At 56.4% G+C, this 18,716-nt stretch carries 16 protein-coding genes; 7 read left to right on the top strand and 9 right to left on the bottom strand.

Going from position 1 to position 18,716, the window contains the following annotated elements:
• The first annotated feature begins 1 nt into the window (after position 1).
• On the top strand, positions 2–790 hold the full coding sequence (locus Q31a_RS20795) for a diheme cytochrome c precursor (RefSeq protein WP_145082181.1): 789 nt from the start codon (positions 2–4) through the stop codon (positions 788–790).
• Between the two features lie 7 nt (positions 791–797).
• Positions 798–1,277: a hypothetical protein gene (locus Q31a_RS20790; protein WP_145082179.1), complete on the top strand. Its 480-nt coding sequence runs from the start codon at positions 798–800 to the stop codon at positions 1,275–1,277.
• A gap of 335 nt (positions 1,278–1,612) precedes the next feature.
• Here the strand turns inward: Q31a_RS20790 and Q31a_RS20785 are convergent, their stop codons facing one another.
• From Q31a_RS20785 to Q31a_RS20760, 6 genes are read right to left on the bottom strand one after another with little or no spacing between them, the layout of a single operon-like run.
• Positions 1,613–2,572: an ABC transporter permease gene (locus Q31a_RS20785; protein ID WP_231690864.1), complete on the bottom strand. Its 960-nt coding sequence runs from the start codon at positions 2,570–2,572 to the stop codon at positions 1,613–1,615.
• Entirely contained in the window at positions 2,569–4,080 is a 1,512-nt protein-coding gene (locus tag Q31a_RS20780) for a sugar ABC transporter ATP-binding protein (RefSeq protein ID WP_145082175.1), read from the bottom strand. Before Q31a_RS20780 ends, Q31a_RS20785 begins: the two co-directional genes overlap by 4 nt.
• Before the next feature lie 30 nt (positions 4,081–4,110).
• Positions 4,111–5,079: a sugar ABC transporter substrate-binding protein gene (locus Q31a_RS20775; protein WP_145082173.1), complete on the bottom strand. Its 969-nt coding sequence runs from the start codon at positions 5,077–5,079 to the stop codon at positions 4,111–4,113.
• The gene (gene rbsK / locus Q31a_RS20770; RefSeq protein WP_231690863.1) at positions 5,076–6,020 is read right to left on the bottom strand and encodes a ribokinase; all 945 of its coding nucleotides are present in this window, start codon (positions 6,018–6,020) and stop codon (positions 5,076–5,078) included. Before rbsK ends, Q31a_RS20775 begins: the two co-directional genes overlap by 4 nt.
• Complete coding sequence (locus Q31a_RS20765) at positions 6,017–7,054, bottom strand: nucleoside hydrolase (protein ID WP_391575341.1); 1,038 nt, start codon at positions 7,052–7,054, stop codon at positions 6,017–6,019. The genes rbsK and Q31a_RS20765 overlap by 4 nt, the downstream gene beginning before the upstream one ends.
• Positions 7,055–7,080: 26 nt before the next feature.
• The gene (locus Q31a_RS20760; RefSeq protein WP_145082169.1) at positions 7,081–8,103 is read right to left on the bottom strand and encodes a LacI family DNA-binding transcriptional regulator; all 1,023 of its coding nucleotides are present in this window, start codon (positions 8,101–8,103) and stop codon (positions 7,081–7,083) included.
• Positions 8,104–8,347: 244 nt separating this feature from the next.
• On the opposite strand from Q31a_RS20760, the gene Q31a_RS20755 reads away from it, so the two are divergent.
• The 3 genes from Q31a_RS20755 (at position 8,348) to Q31a_RS20745 (ending at position 12,725) form a co-directional block, all read left to right on the top strand.
• Positions 8,348–9,535 (top strand): phosphoglycerate kinase, encoded by a 1,188-nt coding sequence (locus tag Q31a_RS20755; protein WP_145082168.1) that lies wholly within the window; start codon positions 8,348–8,350, stop codon positions 9,533–9,535.
• A 218-nt stretch (positions 9,536–9,753) separates the two neighbouring features.
• Complete coding sequence (locus Q31a_RS20750) at positions 9,754–11,655, top strand: 2-oxoacid:acceptor oxidoreductase subunit alpha (protein ID WP_145082166.1); 1,902 nt, start codon at positions 9,754–9,756, stop codon at positions 11,653–11,655.
• A 56-nt stretch (positions 11,656–11,711) separates the two neighbouring features.
• Positions 11,712–12,725, top strand: coding sequence for a 2-oxoacid:ferredoxin oxidoreductase subunit beta (locus Q31a_RS20745; RefSeq protein ID WP_145082164.1), 1,014 nt, complete (start codon positions 11,712–11,714; stop codon positions 12,723–12,725).
• Between the two features lie 350 nt (positions 12,726–13,075).
• On the opposite strand, the gene Q31a_RS20740 is transcribed toward Q31a_RS20745, so the two are convergent.
• On the bottom strand, positions 13,076–14,497 hold the full coding sequence (locus Q31a_RS20740; protein ID WP_231690862.1) for a RecQ family ATP-dependent DNA helicase: 1,422 nt from the start codon (positions 14,495–14,497) through the stop codon (positions 13,076–13,078).
• On the opposite strand from Q31a_RS20740, the gene Q31a_RS20735 reads away from it, so the two are divergent.
• Positions 14,420–15,895 carry a DUF1559 family PulG-like putative transporter gene (locus Q31a_RS20735; RefSeq protein ID WP_145082160.1) on the top strand — a complete coding sequence of 492 codons (1,476 nt, stop codon included), beginning with the start codon at positions 14,420–14,422 and terminating at the stop codon, positions 15,893–15,895. The two genes, Q31a_RS20740 and Q31a_RS20735, sit on opposite strands and share 78 nt — an antisense overlap.
• 23 nt (positions 15,896–15,918) lie before the next feature.
• Here the strand turns inward: Q31a_RS20735 and nagB (Q31a_RS20730) are convergent, their stop codons facing one another.
• Positions 15,919–16,527: a glucosamine-6-phosphate deaminase gene (gene nagB / locus Q31a_RS20730; protein ID WP_145082158.1), complete on the bottom strand. Its 609-nt coding sequence runs from the start codon at positions 16,525–16,527 to the stop codon at positions 15,919–15,921.
• Between the two features lie 73 nt (positions 16,528–16,600).
• The gene (gene nagB, locus Q31a_RS20725) at positions 16,601–17,404 is read right to left on the bottom strand and encodes a glucosamine-6-phosphate deaminase (RefSeq protein WP_145082155.1); all 804 of its coding nucleotides are present in this window, start codon (positions 17,402–17,404) and stop codon (positions 16,601–16,603) included.
• 275 nt (positions 17,405–17,679) lie between these two features.
• On the opposite strand from nagB (Q31a_RS20725), the gene Q31a_RS20720 reads away from it, so the two are divergent.
• Entirely contained in the window at positions 17,680–18,600 is a 921-nt protein-coding gene (locus Q31a_RS20720; RefSeq protein WP_197355439.1) for a thiamine-phosphate kinase, read from the top strand.
• The last annotated feature ends 116 nt before the right edge of the window (positions 18,601–18,716 follow it).

Below are 18,716 nucleotides of genomic sequence, written 5' to 3'. Positions count from 1 at the left end.
CATGAGTGTAGACAAAAGGTCGAACGCAGCTTCATTGATCGCGCTAGTGGTCGTTTCGTTGGCGGTGGCCGGTTACTTCACCGGTCTCCAGGCTCCCATGCACTCGCCGCAATCGACATCGCCATTGCGGATCGACGAAAAAAAGATGCATCATGCTGCCAGCTTGGAGGCAGGCGTGATTACTGCAACTCGCTACAGCGACATGGCGGAGGCGACGCGGAAATTTCGGCGTCAGTCGAGCCTCATCGGACTCAAATCCAACGTTGAACCGTTGGCCGAAGTGGCGATCAAGCCTGAAGAGAAGTTCGCGGCACTTCAACGCCGTGCAGAGAATCGCGCCTTCAATGGGGCGCCACCAACGGTGCCTCATCCCATTGACCAACGGTCGGATTCCGCCTGTGTGGCCTGTCATGGGCAGGGAGCCAAGACTCAATCGCTGCGGATTCCACGCATGTCTCACACAATGTTGGCCAATTGCACCCAGTGCCATGTCGAAAGCAATGCACTGCATCTGCAGTCGGTCGCCTTTCGCGAGAATGAGTTTGAAGGGTTGGCAGCGCCCACAGCGGGACCGCGCGCCTATCCGGAAGCCCCGCCCCAAATTCCACATTCGACCTGGATGCGATCCAACTGCATGAGTTGTCACGGATACGCTGGCTTGCAAGGCATACGCTCGACCCATCCATGGAGGAGCAATTGCCAGCAATGTCACGCACCATCGGCCAGTTTGGACCAAACCTTATTGGCCGAGGTTCCTCAGTTCTTGCCCGCCCCTCAGATCAAAGAATGACCGGATCATGACCGACAAACCTCAAGTCTCGCGGCGCGACTGGTTCCGATTGCGAGTTCCCCCCCGCCCTGACGTAGAAGCTTCGAGCACAAGTCCTCAGACGGCGATCGGGGCCGCGGCAGCAGGCTTGCAGCCGGTGCCCGAGCCGGTCAACCACGACGGTATGGATTTATCGCAACTGCCACCGATGCGCGAAGCTTTTTTGTCTGAGGAGCAGGTGCGGCAGCTCTTTTCGGATATTGAAACGCTGGGCTCAGACATCCTACTGATGCAGCGCGGGGCGAATGCACAGCGTGCGACAGCGTCGCGAGCCACTGCCGCAGCGCAGCTGCGCGTGGCGCAGGATACGCTCTTGTCAGGTGAGATTCGTCGCTTGCAGGTGCGTTACCACTGGCAACAGGTCGATTGGATCGATACCCTGGAAGCTGGACAGCAAGGAGTGCGGCTGATCCGCATCGCCCATGCTCGAAATGCAGCCAAGGGGTAGCTTGCTCAACCAAGAATTGCACCCCACCGCGTGACGACTTAGGGAAAAGCAAGTCGCTGCGTGAGCAAGGATAGGTAGTTGCCAGTCCAAGGGACTTTCGGTGCTACTTCCGCGTTAAGACTGAAAACGCTCTTAAACCACTTGTCGGTAAGCGAGGCAGGTGTGGTTTCTTCTGTAATGCGATTCCGGGGACCTTGAACTGGCAAACGCGGTTTAAGCGGCGAGCCTCAAGCGATTTGTTTCCAGCTGGCGAATGGCGGTTGCGAACGCGGACGGATGCGAACCCGGGAGCTCTTCGGCTGGCTGCAAGGTCCAACCGCCCGATCCTTCGGCTTCTACACTGACGAAGTGTCCCATCGACGACGGAGCGTGTCGATTAAAACTGCGATGATGATGACGACTCCCGTCACAATCTGCTTGTTGGCGTCTTCTACCGACATGCGACTCAGGCCCGTTTGCAGGACGGCGATTACGAGGACTCCTAGGAATGTGCTGATGGCATTGCCGCGGCCTCCCATCAGACTTGTGCCTCCAATCACACACGCCGCTATGGCGGACAACTCGATGCCAATGCCCGCTCCAGGGTCGGCGGCTTCCATCAGTGACGTGGGGGCCAAGCCTGCTAGACCGCACAACAACCCGCTCAGGGTGAAGACTCCAATTGCGATTGGGGCGGTGCGAATACCAGACATGCGCACCGCTTCGGCGTTGGTACCAATCGCAATGCAGTACCGCCCAAATACCGTCCGCGTTAAAAAGAATTGCACCGCGAGGACCGCGGTGATGGCCAATAGGAACGCTGGCGACAATCCCACCCCCTGGATCGGCTCGCTGACGATGGCAATGTCCGACCCAATTGTGAGCGTGTTGGAATCGAGCAGCCGGCGGGTCGCACCACGTGCAATCTCTAGCATACCCAGCGAGACAATAAAGGAGGGAATGCGAAACCCTACCGAAATAACGCCAGTCACCAAGCCGCAGGCGGCACCGCTCAGCAGGCTAGCGAGTATCGCTGACCACAGTGGCCAATCGTACTTGGCCATCAAAACGCCCAACACCGCACCCGCCAGGGCCATGACACTGCCGACCGAAAGATCGATCTGGCCGATGACGAGCACCAAGGTCATGCCGACAGCCACTAGGGTCAATTCCGGAATTTGGTTGGCAATGAGCCTGGCGGTACCAATCTGAAAAAAACTTTCCGTTTGCACGCTGAAGAACAGGCACAGAAGCAGTAAAGCGGTCAACAGGCCCGCGTATTGCAAGAGGCTTGAATGGATGTATTTCGCGGTCACGCGATGGCCTCTGTGGCTAGGTAAGCTGAGAAGGCAGATTGCATGATTTGATCGCTCGACCAATTTGGGCGTGTAAATTCGTGGACCCATCTTCCGTTGGACATGACTCCGATACGATCACAGGTCTCCATCAACTCCTCCAAATCACTACTAACAATAATGATGGACTTGCCGGCTGCGGCGAGGGAATCGACCAGACGGTAGATCCGCCGTCGGGCGGAGACATCAATGCCCCGCGTCGGCTCGTCAAAGAGAAATACTTGTGCATCGCGAATCAGCCATTTGGAAACAGCAACTTTTTGTTGATTGCCGCCGCTAAGAGTCGCGACCGCTTGTTCGATATTGTTGCACCGCGTCTCCAGTTGTTCGACCCGCTCTGCCGTCGCAGCGCACTCCCTGCGGCGGCGCAGTATGCCGAGTGAGGCAAAATGGGTACCCAAGGCGCTGAGCGTCGTATTGACGCGAATCGATTGATGGAGCAGCAGTCCGTTTTGCTTGCGATCTTCAGTTACCATGGCCAATCCAGCCACGACCGCTTGGCGCGGATGCTTACAACGCGTTGGCTGGGCTTCCCCGACTTGCACTGTTCCCGTTTCAGCGGTCTCGGCGCCGAATAGAAGGCGTAACAGTTCGGTACGTCCTGAGCCCACTAAGCCAGCGATACCCAGGCGTTCACCACGATGGACCGCGAAGTTGACTGCTTGGACAATCCCTCCAGAGATCTGGTGGGCCCGAAATGCAACGGATTCCGTGGCATGCGATTGAAAGTCCGCTTGAACCTGCGCCTCGTCCCCACTCATCAGTGCGACCATCTGTTCAGTAGAAAGTGCGCGGGTATCACGCGTGGCAACCGTTTTACCATCACGCAGGACCGTCACACGATCAGCCATTTGAGCCACTTCGTCCAAGCGGTGGCTGATGTAGATGATCCCGATCCCCGCGGTGCGGAGTGAGTGCAAGCACTCAAACAACCGTTGTGTCTCTCCGGAGCTGAGTGCAGCTGTTGGTTCATCCAAAATCAGTAACTGGCAACTCCGATCGAGTGCCGTTGCAATTTCGATCATCTGCTGTCGACCGACTCCCAGCGTACCGACGATCGCATCAGCGGCAATATCGTGCAGGCCAAAACGATCTAGGGCGCGACGAGCACGTGAGGCGAGTTCCTGTCGCCGAATGACGCCAGCGATGCGTGGCATTCGTGTGAGCAGGATATTTTCAGCGACCGTAAGCGTCGCGATTTGATTCAACTCTTGCTGAACGATTTCAATTCCGGCGTTCTCGGCAGCCTGCTTGTTCGCCGGTTGATAGTCCGCGCCGGCAAGTGTCATTTCACCAGTGCTAGCAGGCACGAGTCCCGCGATAATTTTGCAGAGAGTGCTCTTGCCAGCACCGTTGGCTCCCAGCAGCGCATGAATCTCTCCATACCGTACGTCCAACTCCGCGCCGTCGAGTACCGTTACCGGCCCGTAGCGTTTGGTCAGATTCGTCGCTTTGAATAGAATCGTCATTGAGTGTCAACGCACTTTGAGGCTGTGAGCTTACTTGCTCAGTGTGTCTACCGTGACCAAGTCGACGGGAGTTTCAACGTCCGCGACAATTGCGGTCGGTTCCCGCAGGAGCTCCAAAGCTTTTTCAATGCCATAGACGGCTAATTGATCTCCATGCTGGTCTGCCGTGGCGAGGACTTTGCCCGCGCGGATCGCGTCTTGTACGGCGGCGATATTGTCGAACCCAACAATGAGCAGATCTTCATGGCGACCAACGCTTTTAGCCGCCGCGATGGCTCCCATCGCCATGTTGTCATTGGCGGCCAGAATTGCCTTGATCTCAGGGTGTTCGCTGAGCATGGACGAAGCGACTTCGTTGGCTTTGGACATTTCCCATTGAGCCGACTGGCTATCGACGATTTTCATCCCGGCGGCAAGCATGGCTGCTTCAAAACCAGCCTTTCGAGCTTGACCGTTTTCGGATGTTTGCAACCCCTCAAGGATTGCAACCGCATCGCCGCGAGTCAGATTTCCAGCCAGCAACTCTCCGACGGCTTGGGCGCCTGCCTGGTTGTCCGGGCCGACGAACGGAACCTCAAGTCCTTCCTTGGTGAGCATTTCGTGGTCGAGCCGATTGTCAATATTCACCACGACGATGCCCTCCTGCATGGCACGCCGCAATGCGGGCACGAGCGCTTGAGAATCGGCGGGGGCGATTACTATGGCATCCACACCGCTGGCTGCCATCTCTTGCACCAGTGCTACTTGACGCGAAATGTCACGTTCGTCCTTAATGCCATTGACGACCAAGTTGTATTGATCTGCATTGGCTTGTTGATGTTGTGTTGCACCGTCGGCCATTGTGGAAAAGAATTCGTTGGCCAGCGACTTCATGATCAGCGCGATTTTGGGCTTGTCATCGGCAGCCTCTGCGGCTGAATTCGTTGGATTGGCTTGAGTGCAGCCGGCCGCTGCACAGGCAAACAGGACGAGATTGAGTAGTGAAACGTAGCGTTTCATGTGGGATTCCTCAGGGATTCGATTTCATGGCGACTGGCGAGGCTGGGTTGGGCACCAGGTCGTGTGGCAGCCAGGGCGCCTGCGACACTGGCGAATCGGACGGCTTCCAATAGATCATCGGTTTCTGCCCAGCGAACACTGAGAGCGCCGGCAAATGCATCTCCAGCAGCCGTCGTGTCGACGGGGCGAATGGGCGTGGCTTGGACGTGGTGCAATTCCTTGCCAAATAGCACTAGGACACCGCGCTCACCAAGCGTGATGATCACGTGCCTGGCCCCCCGCTGCTGAAGCTGTCTAGCCGCGGTTTCGGCTTCGGCCAGAGTCGCGACGGGCAAGCCGGTAATGGCAGCCGCCTCGGTCTCGTTGGGGCAGACCAAGTCGACTTGCAGCAGTTCGTCGGTCCAGTCCTGGCAAACGGGGGCAGGGTCGAGTACGCACCGCACACCCGCATCCCGGGCGATGCGTATTGCTGCTAGCACACTTGCCGTAGGGATTTCCAGTTGCAGCAGCAATACACTGGCGCCGGCAATCGCCGATTGGTTGGCTTGAATATCCTCTAGCGAAACGTGCCCATTAGCGCCAGGCACGAGCATGATTGCGTTGTGTCCTGAGTCTTCCACGGCGACGATAGCTAGGCCACTGGCGCAATTGCTGGTGGCACTCACGCGGTCACAGCCAACCCGCTGTTGATGCAGGTTGGTGATTAGTCGATTGGCAAATGCGTCGTCACCGACGCGGCCGATCAGCGTGACTTTGCCACCCGCCTTGGCGGCCGCGACCGCTTGGTTGGCACCCTTTCCCCCGCAGACTTCAGTCGCTGATTCGGCAGTCACCGTTTGTCCCACGACCGGCAGGGCCTGACACCGCACGACGAGATCCATATTGATGGACCCACAAACGGCAATGATTGGTTCTATGGGCCCCGTGTTCTCGTTGTTCACTGGCTGTCGCCTTCCGGGAAGTTGGCTGGAGGCTGGCTGGACAGTTGCACGAGCGCTTCGCTAGCGCGGCCTTTTTGCGCTTCGCGTAGAATCAAATAGCGGTCTCGCCCGTCCGCATCATTCTGGAAAGTTGTCAGACCATCGTCTGCGACGCTGACGCGACCCGGGGGAGACAGATCGAAGTAATTCCGGTCTGGGCGAATCGCCTGTAGCACGGAGGTCAAATCCCAGGTTGGCCGGTTGTGGGGTGGTGGATTATATAAGGTGTAGGCTTCGGAGAGTGGGTGATGGTCGACGTAGTTGTAGTCTTGCAGGATACTCTCATGCGGATAGGTTAGGTTCAAACCAATCTCATAACCGCTCCACACGGTCGGCGTAGGCCACTCCGCGGCCAGCCATTGAGCGGCTGGGATGTCCTTGACGATATTGTATTCTTTATGATCGTCCCGCTGCCCATCCTTGCCGGGGATTTTTTCGAACGCGCCCGCCATGAGCGACAGCAGGCGGACTTTGCGTTGGACCAGTTCTACGCCACTGAGCGGACTGTAGTTATCGGGTTGCGATTTCAGCAGATTGGCGAGGTTGGTCGAGAAGCCGACTTGCGCAATCACCACGCTTCCGTCTGCCTGGGACGCGAGCGTTTGCCGCAAGAGTGCGACGGCATCGGGCGCATCCTGGCCACTACGCAAATCATGTGGGTAGCGGTCGTCTCCATCGTCTTGTTGCGCCGCCAACACATTGAATGAACCGGGCTCGCTGGTGACACCGCTGCGACAAACTCCGATAGGGATGTCACCCCGTCCATAGAAAGTGTTGACCGCGTCGGTAAATGCGGCTGCCAATTCATGGTCTTTGGTGATCGTAACGGCCAGCAACTCACATTCGCCGCGAGTTTGCAACGCGTGAATCACCCCCATCGCCAGGACGTCGTCGCAATCGTTCCCAATGTCGGTGTCAAAGATGAACGGGACCGGTTGGGCTGGGGGGGCCTGGGCAAGCAGTGGCGCTTGCAGAATCCAAGAGGCGGATAGCATTGCAACCGCAAGTGGGACGTGAAATTTCATGAATGGAATACCTTGGTGATGGAGTCTCGTTGAATGACACGAACCTGGACATCGTGCCGTGTAATTGAGGGAGGGAGATGGGGAGGGAGTGCCTGCATGATTAGGGAGGCGGCCAGTTGTCCGATCTGTTCTACATCCTGGCACACGGTCGTAAGTGGAACTTGCATCAAATCGGCGTAGGGGGAATCATCGAAGGCGATGAGGGATAAATCTTGGGCAACCTTGCGGCCCATTTCCTGGGCAGCGCGCAGGCCTCCCATAGCGTTGGGCGTACTCAATGCGAAAAGGGCCGTGATGTCGGGACGTTGTGTTAAGAGGGCTCGCGTAGCTTGGTAACCCGACGACTCGTTGAAGTTATGGCCGGCGATGAGCGTCGGATCGATCGCGATGCCGACTCGCTTCAATCCTGCCCGGTGCCCTTGCAATCGCTGCGTGTTGGGAAGAGTTCCCGGCAAGCCTTGCAGGACGCCGATCACGCGATGTCCATGACTCGTCAGTAGACGCATTGCTTTTTCGGCGCCCCGTTGATGCTGTGAAGTGACCTGCGTCAACTCCACGTGGGGGAACGTGCGATCGGCTAGGACGATTGGCGTGCCATGTTGCTGGATTTCCAGCAAGTGCCTGTACTGTTGACCCACTGGACAGACTACCAACGCCTCGACCTGCCGATCTTGAAGTTGTTTCAACAAGCGGATTTCGTGTCGCGTGTCTTCGCGGCTATCTCCCACGATAACGCAGTAGTCTTCCGACTCGGCGGCTAAGGTCACCGCGCGGGAGATGGAGGCAAAAAACGGGTTTGCCAAGTCGGGGACGACCACGCCGATCAGGCCGGTCTTTTGCAACCTCAGGGCGCGGGCCGGTTGATTGGGGCGAAAGCCCAGCTGGCGAGCGGTATGCTTGACGCGCTCTTCCGTACCCTGGCTGATGCGGTACGACTTGGCATGTCCGTTGAGGGCGCGGGAAGCGACCGAGACGCTCACGCCAGCTGCTTCGGCGACTTTGCGGAGAGTGATAGGCAAGGCGGCGTGGCCTCAAACGGGGAGGAAGGCACAATCGATTGTGCTCCCGATTCTAAACCTAGTGGACGCCACGGTAAAGCTGACGTCCCACACAGCCATCTGGGGGCTAAGCGGGGGATGGGCGCCCGCTAGGTGGCACCCGTCCTGCGCAGTGGGCTACTCGACAGAGCCTGGAGTCTGTCGATAATTGCCAAGTGTAGGCTTGATCCATTCCATCCCCACACTCCAAACGAACTCAAGAGCTATGGCCAAGAAAACAATTGCTGATATCGATCCCAAGGGCAAAGTTGTGCTGATGCGCGTGGACTTCAACGTGCCACAAGACGACTCGGGAGCGATTACCGATGATCGTCGTATCCGCATGGCACTGCCCTCCATTGAATCGGTGATCAAACGGGGCGGCAAGCTCGTTTTGATGAGCCATCTAGGTCGTCCCAAGGGAAATGGTCCCGAGCCCAAGTACACGTTGGAGGGCGTCGCCAAGCGGCTCGGGGAGCTGTTGGGGAAGTCGGTCGCCTTTGCTGCAGATACCGTTGGGCCTGAAGCCGAAGCCAAAATTAAGGCGCTGAGTGATGGTGACGTGGCCGTGCTGGAGAATGTGCGGTTCAACGCCGGCGAGAAGTCTGGCGACGCTGCGTTTGCTGCTGCTCTGGCGGGTTGGGCAGACGTGTACTGCAACGATGCCTTCGGTACCTGCCACCGGACCGATGCATCGATGGTCGCTGTCCCCGAAGCGATGGCAGGTAAGCCCAAGGTGGTGGGCTTCTTGGTCGCCAAAGAAATCGAGTATTTGAGCGACACGATTTCTCAGCCCAAGCGGCCTTTTGTCGCAATTTTGGGCGGTGCAAAGGTCAGTGACAAGATCAACGTGATCAGCAACTTGCTGGGCATTTGCGATCACGTGCTGATTGGCGGTGCAATGGCCTACACCTTCTCCTTGGCCCAGGGTGGCAAGACCGGCAAGAGTCTCGTAGAGGCGGATAAGGTGGAATTGGCTAAGGAGTTGATCGCGAAAGGGGGGGATAAGCTGGTTTTGCCTACGGATACGCATTGCGGCGACGATTTTTCAAGCGACTGCAACAAGCAAGTGGTCGCTGCAGGGGAAATTCCCGACGGCTGGGAGGGCCTCGATATTGGCCCGGCAACCGCGAAGAAATACGCCGAGCTGCTGAAAAGTGCCCAGACGGTTGTTTGGAATGGACCGATGGGCGTTTTTGAGATGCCTCCCTTCGACGAGGGAACCAAGGCCGTTGCGCAGGCGATTGCCGATAGTTCGGCCACCAGCATTATAGGTGGTGGGGACTCAGCCGCCGCCGTCGAACAATTGGGCTTCGCCGACCAGGTCAGCCACGTCAGTACTGGGGGAGGTGCCAGTCTAGCGATGTTAGAAGGCAACAAATTTGCGGCTGTCGAACTGCTCGATAACGCCTGATTTGCTGACTCATTTGCGTTACCGGGGCGATTTCATGGGAATTGCCCCGGTAAATTGGGAAGAAAGCCATACCCAAACGGTTCTGCATTTGTAGAATTTGAGTGGTCTTGGCTGGGTGGAATATTCGATATAACCCATGCAACCCGCAAAATCGCTGCCAACAGCCACTGCGGCCTTACCACGTTCTTGAAAACGATTCCTTCATAGGCCCTCTTTGAATGTCGACCGATACCCCGCCGCCCGTCCAATCCAACAAGCTTGTTGAAGTTGTTAGTGGTATAACTGTCCGGTTAGCTGGAGACTCCGGCGATGGCATGCAGTTACTGGGGACGCAGCTGACCAATACGTCGGCGCTGGCTGGTAACGACGTCGCGACTTTTCCAGACTTTCCTGCAGAGATTCGCGCACCGCGTGGAACGCGTGCCGGGGTAAGCGGGTTCCAGGTCCAGTTTGCGGCCCATGAGGTGCACACCCCAGGGGACACGCTGGATGCTCTCGTAGCCATGAATCCAGCCGCTCTGGTGACCAATCTTAGCGATTTGCGACCGGGCGGCCTGTTGATCGTCGATGAGGACAGCTTCGAGGCTAAAGACCTCAAGCTGGCAAATCTGAGCACCAACCCCTTGGAGGAGCCCTGGACCGAGAATTATCGGCTGGCCAAGGTTCCCATGACGAAGCTGACTCGGACTGCCGTGGCTGAGCTTGGGTTGAGCATGAAAGAGGCCGACCGCTGCCGCAACTTTTTTGCTATGGGAATGGTTTATTGGTTGTATGGACGCGACATGGATGCCACCATGCGATTCATCAAGGCCAAGTTCTCGCGACTGCCGGAAGTTCAAGAAGCCAATGAGCGAGCGCTCAAGGCCGGTTGGGCGTTCGGTGAGACAACGGAATTGCTCGGCACGTCGTATCAAGTGGAGAAAGCTGAGCTGCCACCTGGCAAGTACCGCAACATCATGGGCAACCAAGCCCTAGCTTGGGGCTTAATGACGGCTGCCAACCTCAGCAAAAAAGAGTTGTTCTACGGCTCCTACCCGATCACTCCCGCGAGTGACATTTTGCACGAATTGTGCAAGTTCAAAAACTACGGCGTGTGCACCGTCCAAGCTGAGGACGAAATCGCAGCCGTCTGTGCGGCCATCGGAGCAGCCTACGGTGGCTCCATGGCTGTGACGACCAGCAGTGGTCCTGGTATTGCCCTCAAGGCAGAAGCCATGGGGCTGGCGGTCATGATCGAATTGCCGTTGTTGGTCATCAACGTTCAACGCGGTGGCCCCAGCACGGGCCTGCCCACGAAGACCGAACAAGCGGACCTGTTGCAAATGTTGCATGGTCGCAACGGCGAGGCTCCCATTCCAGTTTTGGCCGCGCAAAGTCCCGGAGATTGTTTCGATACCGCGATTGAGGCGTGGCGGATCGCCACGCAATTCATGGTTCCGGTGGTCATCCTCTCGGATGGCTATATCGCCAACGGCGCGGAGCCCTGGAGAGTGCCGGATATTGCGGCCATGGATCCCATCTCTATTGAGCACCCCACCGAGTTCAATCATGGCGATGAGTTTTGGCCGTATGCTCGCGATCGCAATTTGGCGCGTCCCTGGGCAATTCCCGGAACTCCCAACCTCATGCACCGCGTCGGCGGCCTGGAGAAGCAAGACGGGACCGGCAATGTGAGCTACGACCCAGACAACCATGAGAAGATGGTAAAGACTCGGGCTCAAAAAGTTGCCAACATTGCCAGGGTGATTCCGCCTCAGAAGGTCAACGGGCCGGAGTCTGGCGAGCTGTTGGTTCTGTCCTGGGGGGGAACCTATGGAGCCTGCCATACTGCGGTGACCAAAGCCATGGACGCGGGTTTGAGTGTGGCTCATTGCCATTTGAGGCACATGAATCCGTTCCCTGCAAACTTGGGCGAGATTCTCAGTCGATACGAACAGGTGCTTGTGCCTGAGTTGAATATGGGGCAGTTGCGAATGTTGATTCGCGATCGCTTCTTAGTTGATGCCATTGGATACAACAAGGTGCAGGGCAAGCCGTTTTCGGTAAGCGAACTGCTCGACAAAATCTGTGAAATGGCCGCGACCGAATCCAACAAGCTGTGCGAATCCAAAGCGGGTTAATCTGCGCAGCCAACCGCCACATCTGTAGTTCAACGATAAAAGAGTATTGAGACATTATGAGTAGTGAATTGCCGGTTCTGAAGGCCTCTGATTTCGCTAGCGATCAAGACATCCGTTGGTGCCCTGGGTGCGGCGATTATTCGATCCTGGCGCAGATGAAGAAGATGCTACCCGACCTCGGGTTGCCGCAGGAGCAAATTGTCTTTATCTCAGGCATCGGTTGCTCCAGCCGCTTTCCGTACTACATGAATACCTATGGGATGCATAGCATCCATGGTCGCGCACCCGCGTTCGCCACCGGTCTGCGCGTTACCCGACCCGATCTCAAAGTCTTCGTGATTACCGGTGACGGTGATTCGCTGAGCATCGGTGGAAACCACTTCATTCACATGTTGCGTCGCAATGTGGATGTCACGATGGTGTTGTTCAACAATCGCATCTATGGCTTGACCAAGGGGCAGTACTCGCCGACCAGTCCAGAGGGGCAAGTTACCAAGAGTACTCCCATGGGGTCGGTCGACCATCCGCTCAATCCAATATCCGTCGCCCTCGGCGCCGAAGCTGGCTTTATAGCGCGCAGCGTGGATAGCAATATCAAGCACTTGGCTGCGACACTCTACCGGGCTGCTCAGCACCGCGGCACCTCGCTGGTCGAAGTCTACCAGAACTGCAATGTCTTCAATGATGGAGCGTTCAGCTACGCCCAAGACAAGGCGACCCGTGCCGATACGACACTGGAACTTGAGCATGGCAAGCCCATGATTTTTGGTAAGAACCGAGATAAGGGGGTGCGACTCAATGGCCTGCGCCCCGAGGTCGTCGACTTGTCCACCGGCATTTCGCATGATGATCTGCTGTTTCATGACGAGCAAGCGGACACCGCTCTCGTCCATATCTTGGCCAAGATGCGACATCCAGAAATGCCTGAGCCCATCGGTGTCTTCCGCGACGTCGAAAAAGGGATCTTTGAAGATCAAGTGCGTGGGCAGCTCAATACTGCAGTGGAAAAGAAGGGGGCTGGCGATCTCGTCAAACTCTTCGCCAGTGGCGAGACCTGGGACGTCGAATAACGGCAGATCCCAAGAGGCAATCACCCACGTCAGCCACTCCCTAAGAAGCTCCACGCAGCACTCGCCACAATCGTAGCCCGCCGCGTGAGCAAGGCTAGATCGACGCTGCTGCAGTGCGGATACGGGGGCTAGGGGCGAGTTGGATTTATAGCTTGTTTGATCAGGGCAGTGCTTGGCAAGACGCAGCGACCGCCGCAGTCTCGCCACAATCGTAACCCGCCGCGTGAGCAAGGCTAGATCGACGCTGCTACAGCGCGGTTATGGGGGCAGCCTGCGAGCTAGCACCACTTCTGCAAACGGGGCTTCTGCAATTTGGGCGGCAAGCAGATGAAGTGCGCAATACGATTCGACTATTCGGCCGACGTCTCTTCCTCGTGCATGAAGTAGTCGTTTAGGTATTGTTGACGGTCCCCGTCTAGCTTGACGTACTGGACCAAGTGCAAAAGTTTGCGTTGGTCGCGTTCGAGTTTGGCAGCCAATGCGTTTGAGTCCCGCAGCGCTATGGGCAAGTCGTGGATGTGATTGATGTGTAGCGGGTTGAGAGTGCCTTCGATCACGTCGTAGCGCATCATCATCCCAAGAGCTGTTTCCAGTCGTCGATCGTGTTTTTGTTTGGCATGCAAACGTTCCCGCAGCCATTCAAGTCCGAAGGCATTAATCGACTCGGTTTCATGCTTCAGGAAATCGTGAAGTCGGGCGTAGAAGTCTGCGTCGGGGTTGCTCCACCGCAGGAATTCCATGTGCGTTGCTAGGTCGGCTTGGTCATAGAGCAAGATGCATTCAGCCGGGAGCCCATCGCGGCCGGCGCGCCCAATTTCTTGGTAGTACGATTCCAGCGAACCGGGGAGGTCGGCATGGATCACAAAGCGAATGTCTGACTTGTCGATTCCCATACCAAACGCGTTGGTGGCCAACACCAAGTGCTCTGGCTCTTCGATAAATTGCTCTTGAACCCGCCGGCGCTGGTTTCTTGGTAAGTCCCCGTGATAGACCAGGTGTGGCAAGCGTTTGTCATCAAAGATCTCGCTGAAACGCATGAGTGTTTTGATCAGCGTAAAGTACAGGATGCCCGTGCCTGGGGTGCGTTCAAAAACACTGCGAATATGTTCGAGTTTGTCACTTTCCCCCCAGACCTCAGCGACGTCGAGTCGGAGGTTGGGACGTTCAATGCCGGAGTGGAAGATTTGAATCTGATCGGGTGCTAAACCCAGCTGGCGGATGATATCGCGTTGCACCGCAACCGTAGCCGTGGCGGTAAGGGCGATCGTGCAGGGGTTCCCTAGGCTTTCCCGAATCTCTGCGACGCGCGTGTAGTCTGGTCGGAAATCGTGCCCCCACTGGCTAATGCAGTGCGCTTCGTCAACGGCTAATAACGCAATTCTGCGAGCGGCCAACGCTTGGCGAAAATCGGGTTTCTGAAATCTTTCGGGCGTAACATAGAGAATTTCAAACTCACCAGCGGCGAGCGCTGTGTAGCGTGCTCTCCGTTCATCGCCCGTGAGTGAGGAGTTGATGAAAGCGGCATCGATGCCACGCCGGCGAAGCGCGTCCACTTGGTCTTTCATCAGCGCGATGAGAGGAGAGAGTACTAAAGTCAGTGGCCGCTCCTGAGGATCGCGTCGGCGCGACCAGACTAGGGCTGGCACTTGGAAGCAGAGCGACTTACCCGCCCCGGTCGGCATGATGACCAGTGCATGCTGTCCGTTCAGCACGCGCTCGATAATCGCAGCCTGCGAGCCTTGGAACGCTGTGAAGCCAAAGCAGGCCTGCAAGACACACCCTGCTTCATCGCTAGGAGACGACTGTGTGGTAATTACAACGTCCTTTCGTTGAGCTTAGGCCGGTTGCCAAACCCCCTATGCCCCCATAAAGGTGTCGGACACCTTTATGGGGGAATGCGTGTTTTAGGGTGGCTGGGTGGGTATTCGCCGCACCTCTTGGGGAGCTTGTCTGGAAGGGCATGGAACAATGTGGCTGGTTGGCTAAGGTGCTATGTTAGGGGGGGGCATGTGACACAGACGCTGCGGAGTGGCGACATGAGGAAGAAGCGAAATACTGTAGTGACGATGGTCTGTTTACTAGTATTGGTTTTACTATTTCTCCCACCAATTGAAATGGCACGCACCGGAGCACGCCGCATGCAGTCTTCCAACAATTTGAAGCAGATCGGTTTGGCTTGCCACAACTACCTGGACGCCCACAAGCAATTCCCAATGGGAGCGGACTACGATCCTACAGGACCGAAGCATGGTTGGTTCACGCGCACAACGCCCTATATTGAAGCCAGTTCGCTCTACAGCCGAATTGATATGCGATACGGTTGGAAGCACCCGTTCAATAAGTATCTGTTTGGAGACGTCTATGCGACGACCATCAACCCACAGATAGACTCGCTTTCAACAACAGACGATTTTGCACTCATCCATTACTTGGCGAATCCCAACATCATGCACTCTAAAAGTTCGGTCCGCCTAGAACAGCTCGTAGACGGTTCCAAGCACACATGGCTAGTTGGTGAGATTAGTCAACGATTTCAGCCTTGGGCTTACCCCTATAACTGGCGTCCATTGAACGAAATCGCGTCTGACCACCGCAGCGATCAAATTCTTTGGGGAGGCGAGTTTCAAGTCTGCAATGGGGATGGATCGATTAGAGCATTGTCTTCTGATGCGGACTCGATTGTGCTCCATAAGTTGTCGACCGTGCCGCCGATCGCTGACATGAAGGCGACTGTGGTTCCCTATCAGTCGTTCGAATACCGAGATGTTGCCAGGAGTGTCGATCGCTATAATTTCGGAGAGCTTGAACCATACGCCAGAAAGCATCAAAAAGGTCCCGTGTGGTCCGCCGAAATATACTACGAGCATGGCGAGCCTCATACGCTGGAAGCGAGGGTGCACAGCCAAGGAGAGCAATCGAAGTTAGTAGAGTTGATTGCGAACAATCCAACCCTGCAGGTGGTCCTAATTCGAGGAGTCGTCAACGATTCCCTAGCCCGCGAACTATCGCATCTCGAGCATTTGTGTTGCTTGGCAATGGACAGCAGCGACCTGAGTGAACAAGGTGTCAAAGTGCTTGCGGAATTGAAGGAACTCCGAATACTCGATGGAATCACACCCGCCAACCTACTCGAAATCAAAAAGGTGTCGGACACCTTTTTGGTGGAATAGGAGGTTTGGTAGGTTGCCCCGTTTTACAAAAAGGTGTCGGACACCTTTTTTGTTTCTAGCTGGCGTTGAAGGGTTTCGACGTGGCGGTAGTAGTCGATGCGCGACAGTTTGGTCGCAGCCGCTTCGTCGAGCAGGATGGTGACGTGGGGGTGCAGCTGAAGCGCCGAGGCGGGAACTTGGGCGGTCACGGGACCTTCCACCAAGGCTTGGACCGCGTCGGCCTTGCCGGCGCCGTTGGCTAAGAGCACAATTCGCTGCGTGTCCAAAATGGAACCAATGCCCATCGTGATCGCCAGGCGAGGCACTTCGTCGATCGACTCAAAAAAACGAGCGTTGTCGCTGCGGGTCTGCTCGGTGAGTGCTTTCAGCCGTGTGCGACTGGCCAGTGACGAACCTGGTTCGTTAAAGGCGATGTGACCGTCGGTCCCGATCCCAAGCAATTGAAGGTCGATGCCTCCAGCCGCTGCAATTTTCTGTTCGTAATCGACTCCCGCCTGCGCGGGATCGACGCAACTTCCATCGGGCAGGTGGCAGTTGTCGGTATCGAAATCTGCTTGGCTGAATAGGTTCTCGTGCATAAACGTGTGGTACGACTGCGAATGGTCTCGTGGGAGGCCAACGTACTCGTCCAGATTGAACGTCGGAAATCAAAAAGGTGTCGGACACCTTTTTGGTGGAATAGGAGGTTTGGTAGGTTGCCCCGTTTTACAAAAAGGTGTCGGACACCTTTTTTGTTTCTAGCTGGCGTTGAAGGGTTTCGACGTGGCGGTAGTAGTCGATGCGCGACAGTTTGGTCGCAGCCGCTTCGTCGAGCAGGATGGTGACGTGGGGGTGCAGCTGAAGCGCCGAGGCGGGAACTTGGGCGGTCACGGGACCTTCCACCAAGGCTTGGACCGCGTCGGCCTTGCCGGCGCCGTTGGCTAAGAGCACAATTCGCTGCGTGTCCAAAATGGAACCAATGCCCATCGTGATCGCCAGGCGAGGCACTTCGTCGATCGACTCAAAAAAACGAGCGTTGTCGCTGCGGGTCTGCTCGGTGAGTGCTTTCAGCCGTGTGCGACTGGCCAGTGACGAACCTGGTTCGTTAAAGGCGATGTGACCGTCGGTCCCGATCCCAAGCAATTGAAGGTCGATGCCTCCAGCCGCTGCAATTTTCTGTTCGTAATCGACTCCCGCCTGCGCGGGATCGACGCAACTTCCATCGGGCAGGTGGCAGTTGTCGGTATCGAAATCTGCTTGGCTGAATAGGTTCTCGTGCATAAACGTGTGGTACGACTGCGAATGGTCTCGTGGGAGGCCAACGTACTCGTCCAGATTGAACGTCGTGACTTGGGAGAAGCTGATTTCTCCAGCTCGATATCTTCGAATGAGCTCTCGGTAGGTTCCTAGGGGGGTGCCCCCTGTGGCCAAGCCGAGCACCGCGGCTGGACGGGCCTGGATTAGCTGGCCGAAAACATCCGCAGCTCGGCAACTTATCTGCTCAGCATTTTTGAGTATCACAACGCGCATCGATAGTCAGCTCGAAATAATTGATCATCGTCGGAGGGGATCGCAGAGGGCTGAGAGGTCCGTGTTCTGCAGCACTGCGATCATACGAATGCTGCGATTGTAGTCGACATGTTGGCCAACGTCACGAACGGTTAACGTGATCGGGAGGCTAGGCCGAGATGAAGTTTTTTTCTTCCAGCGGTGCAAGATTCTAAAAGCGCCCACTAGAATGTGGTGCTCTTACCTTCCGTGATTCCGGTGTGTGCCGTCACTCGACTTTTTAGGGAATGCAGTCTGTGGAACAGTCCTTTGTAGCGTGGGCCAAGATGCGAGCTCGACGCCTGCCGCAAGTCAAATTGGGAATAGGCGATGATGCGGCCGTATTGGCGGCTAGTGGGTTGGATACGGTTGTTACTGCCGATTCCCTCATGGACGGCGTCCATTTTCACTTGGATCAAGTCGACCCCAAGCGGATTGGGCATAAGTTGGTTGGCGTTAACTTGAGTGACTTGGCTGCCATGGCCGCACGCCCCACTTCGCTGTTTCTGTCCATGTGCTTGCCGAATTCTGAGGAGGCAGAGCAGACCGATTTGTTGGCGGCAGAAATTTATGAAGGCGTCTGCGAAGCTGCGGAAAAATATGGCGTGGCGTTGGCGGGTGGCGATACGAATTGTTGGAATGGACCGTTGGTATTGCACATGACGGCGATTGGCGAAGCCGCCGATGGCCAGGTCTGGACGCGCAGCGGCGCCAAGCAAGATGACTTGATCGTGGTAACGGGACCTCTGGGGGGCAGCATTTTGGGGAAACATCTCGATTTTACCCCCCGGCTGGATTGGGTTGAGAAGGTGCACGGGAAAATCGATATCCATGCTGCAATGGATATCAGTGATGGGTTGAGCGTCGATCTTCTGCGGATGTGCGATGCCTCGCACTGTGGTGCCGTGTTGGAGCTGGACAAAATTCCCTTCTCGCCCGAAGCCGAAGAGCTCTCGCGGACCGACGGAAAATTGCCAGTTGAGCACGCATTGGGGGACGGCGAGGATTTTGAGCTGCTGCTGGCAGTTGCGCCCGAGGACTTAGCACCCCTGCAAGCCTTGGTGGGCGCCGAGCAAGCGTTGGTCTGTGGGACTTTCACTAGCCGTACAGGGTTGTGGTCTCGGCAGGGGGCAAAAATTCATCAGCTGACCTCTTCGGGGTACGTTCATGGACGTTAAAGGCTTGTCGATTGAGTGTCTCGGCGTTGGTTGGGGAACTCTTCGTAAAGCGGGCTGTTGATTTAATAGCAATTTGAATTTTAATGCGGAGGTAGCATCCTTAATTACCTTGCAGC

Origin of the sequence: Aureliella helgolandensis (assembly GCF_007752135.1) — a bacterium.
Lineage (GTDB): Bacteria > Planctomycetota > Planctomycetia > Pirellulales > Pirellulaceae > Aureliella > Aureliella helgolandensis.
This window is presented reverse-complemented; position numbering and strand designations above follow the sequence as displayed.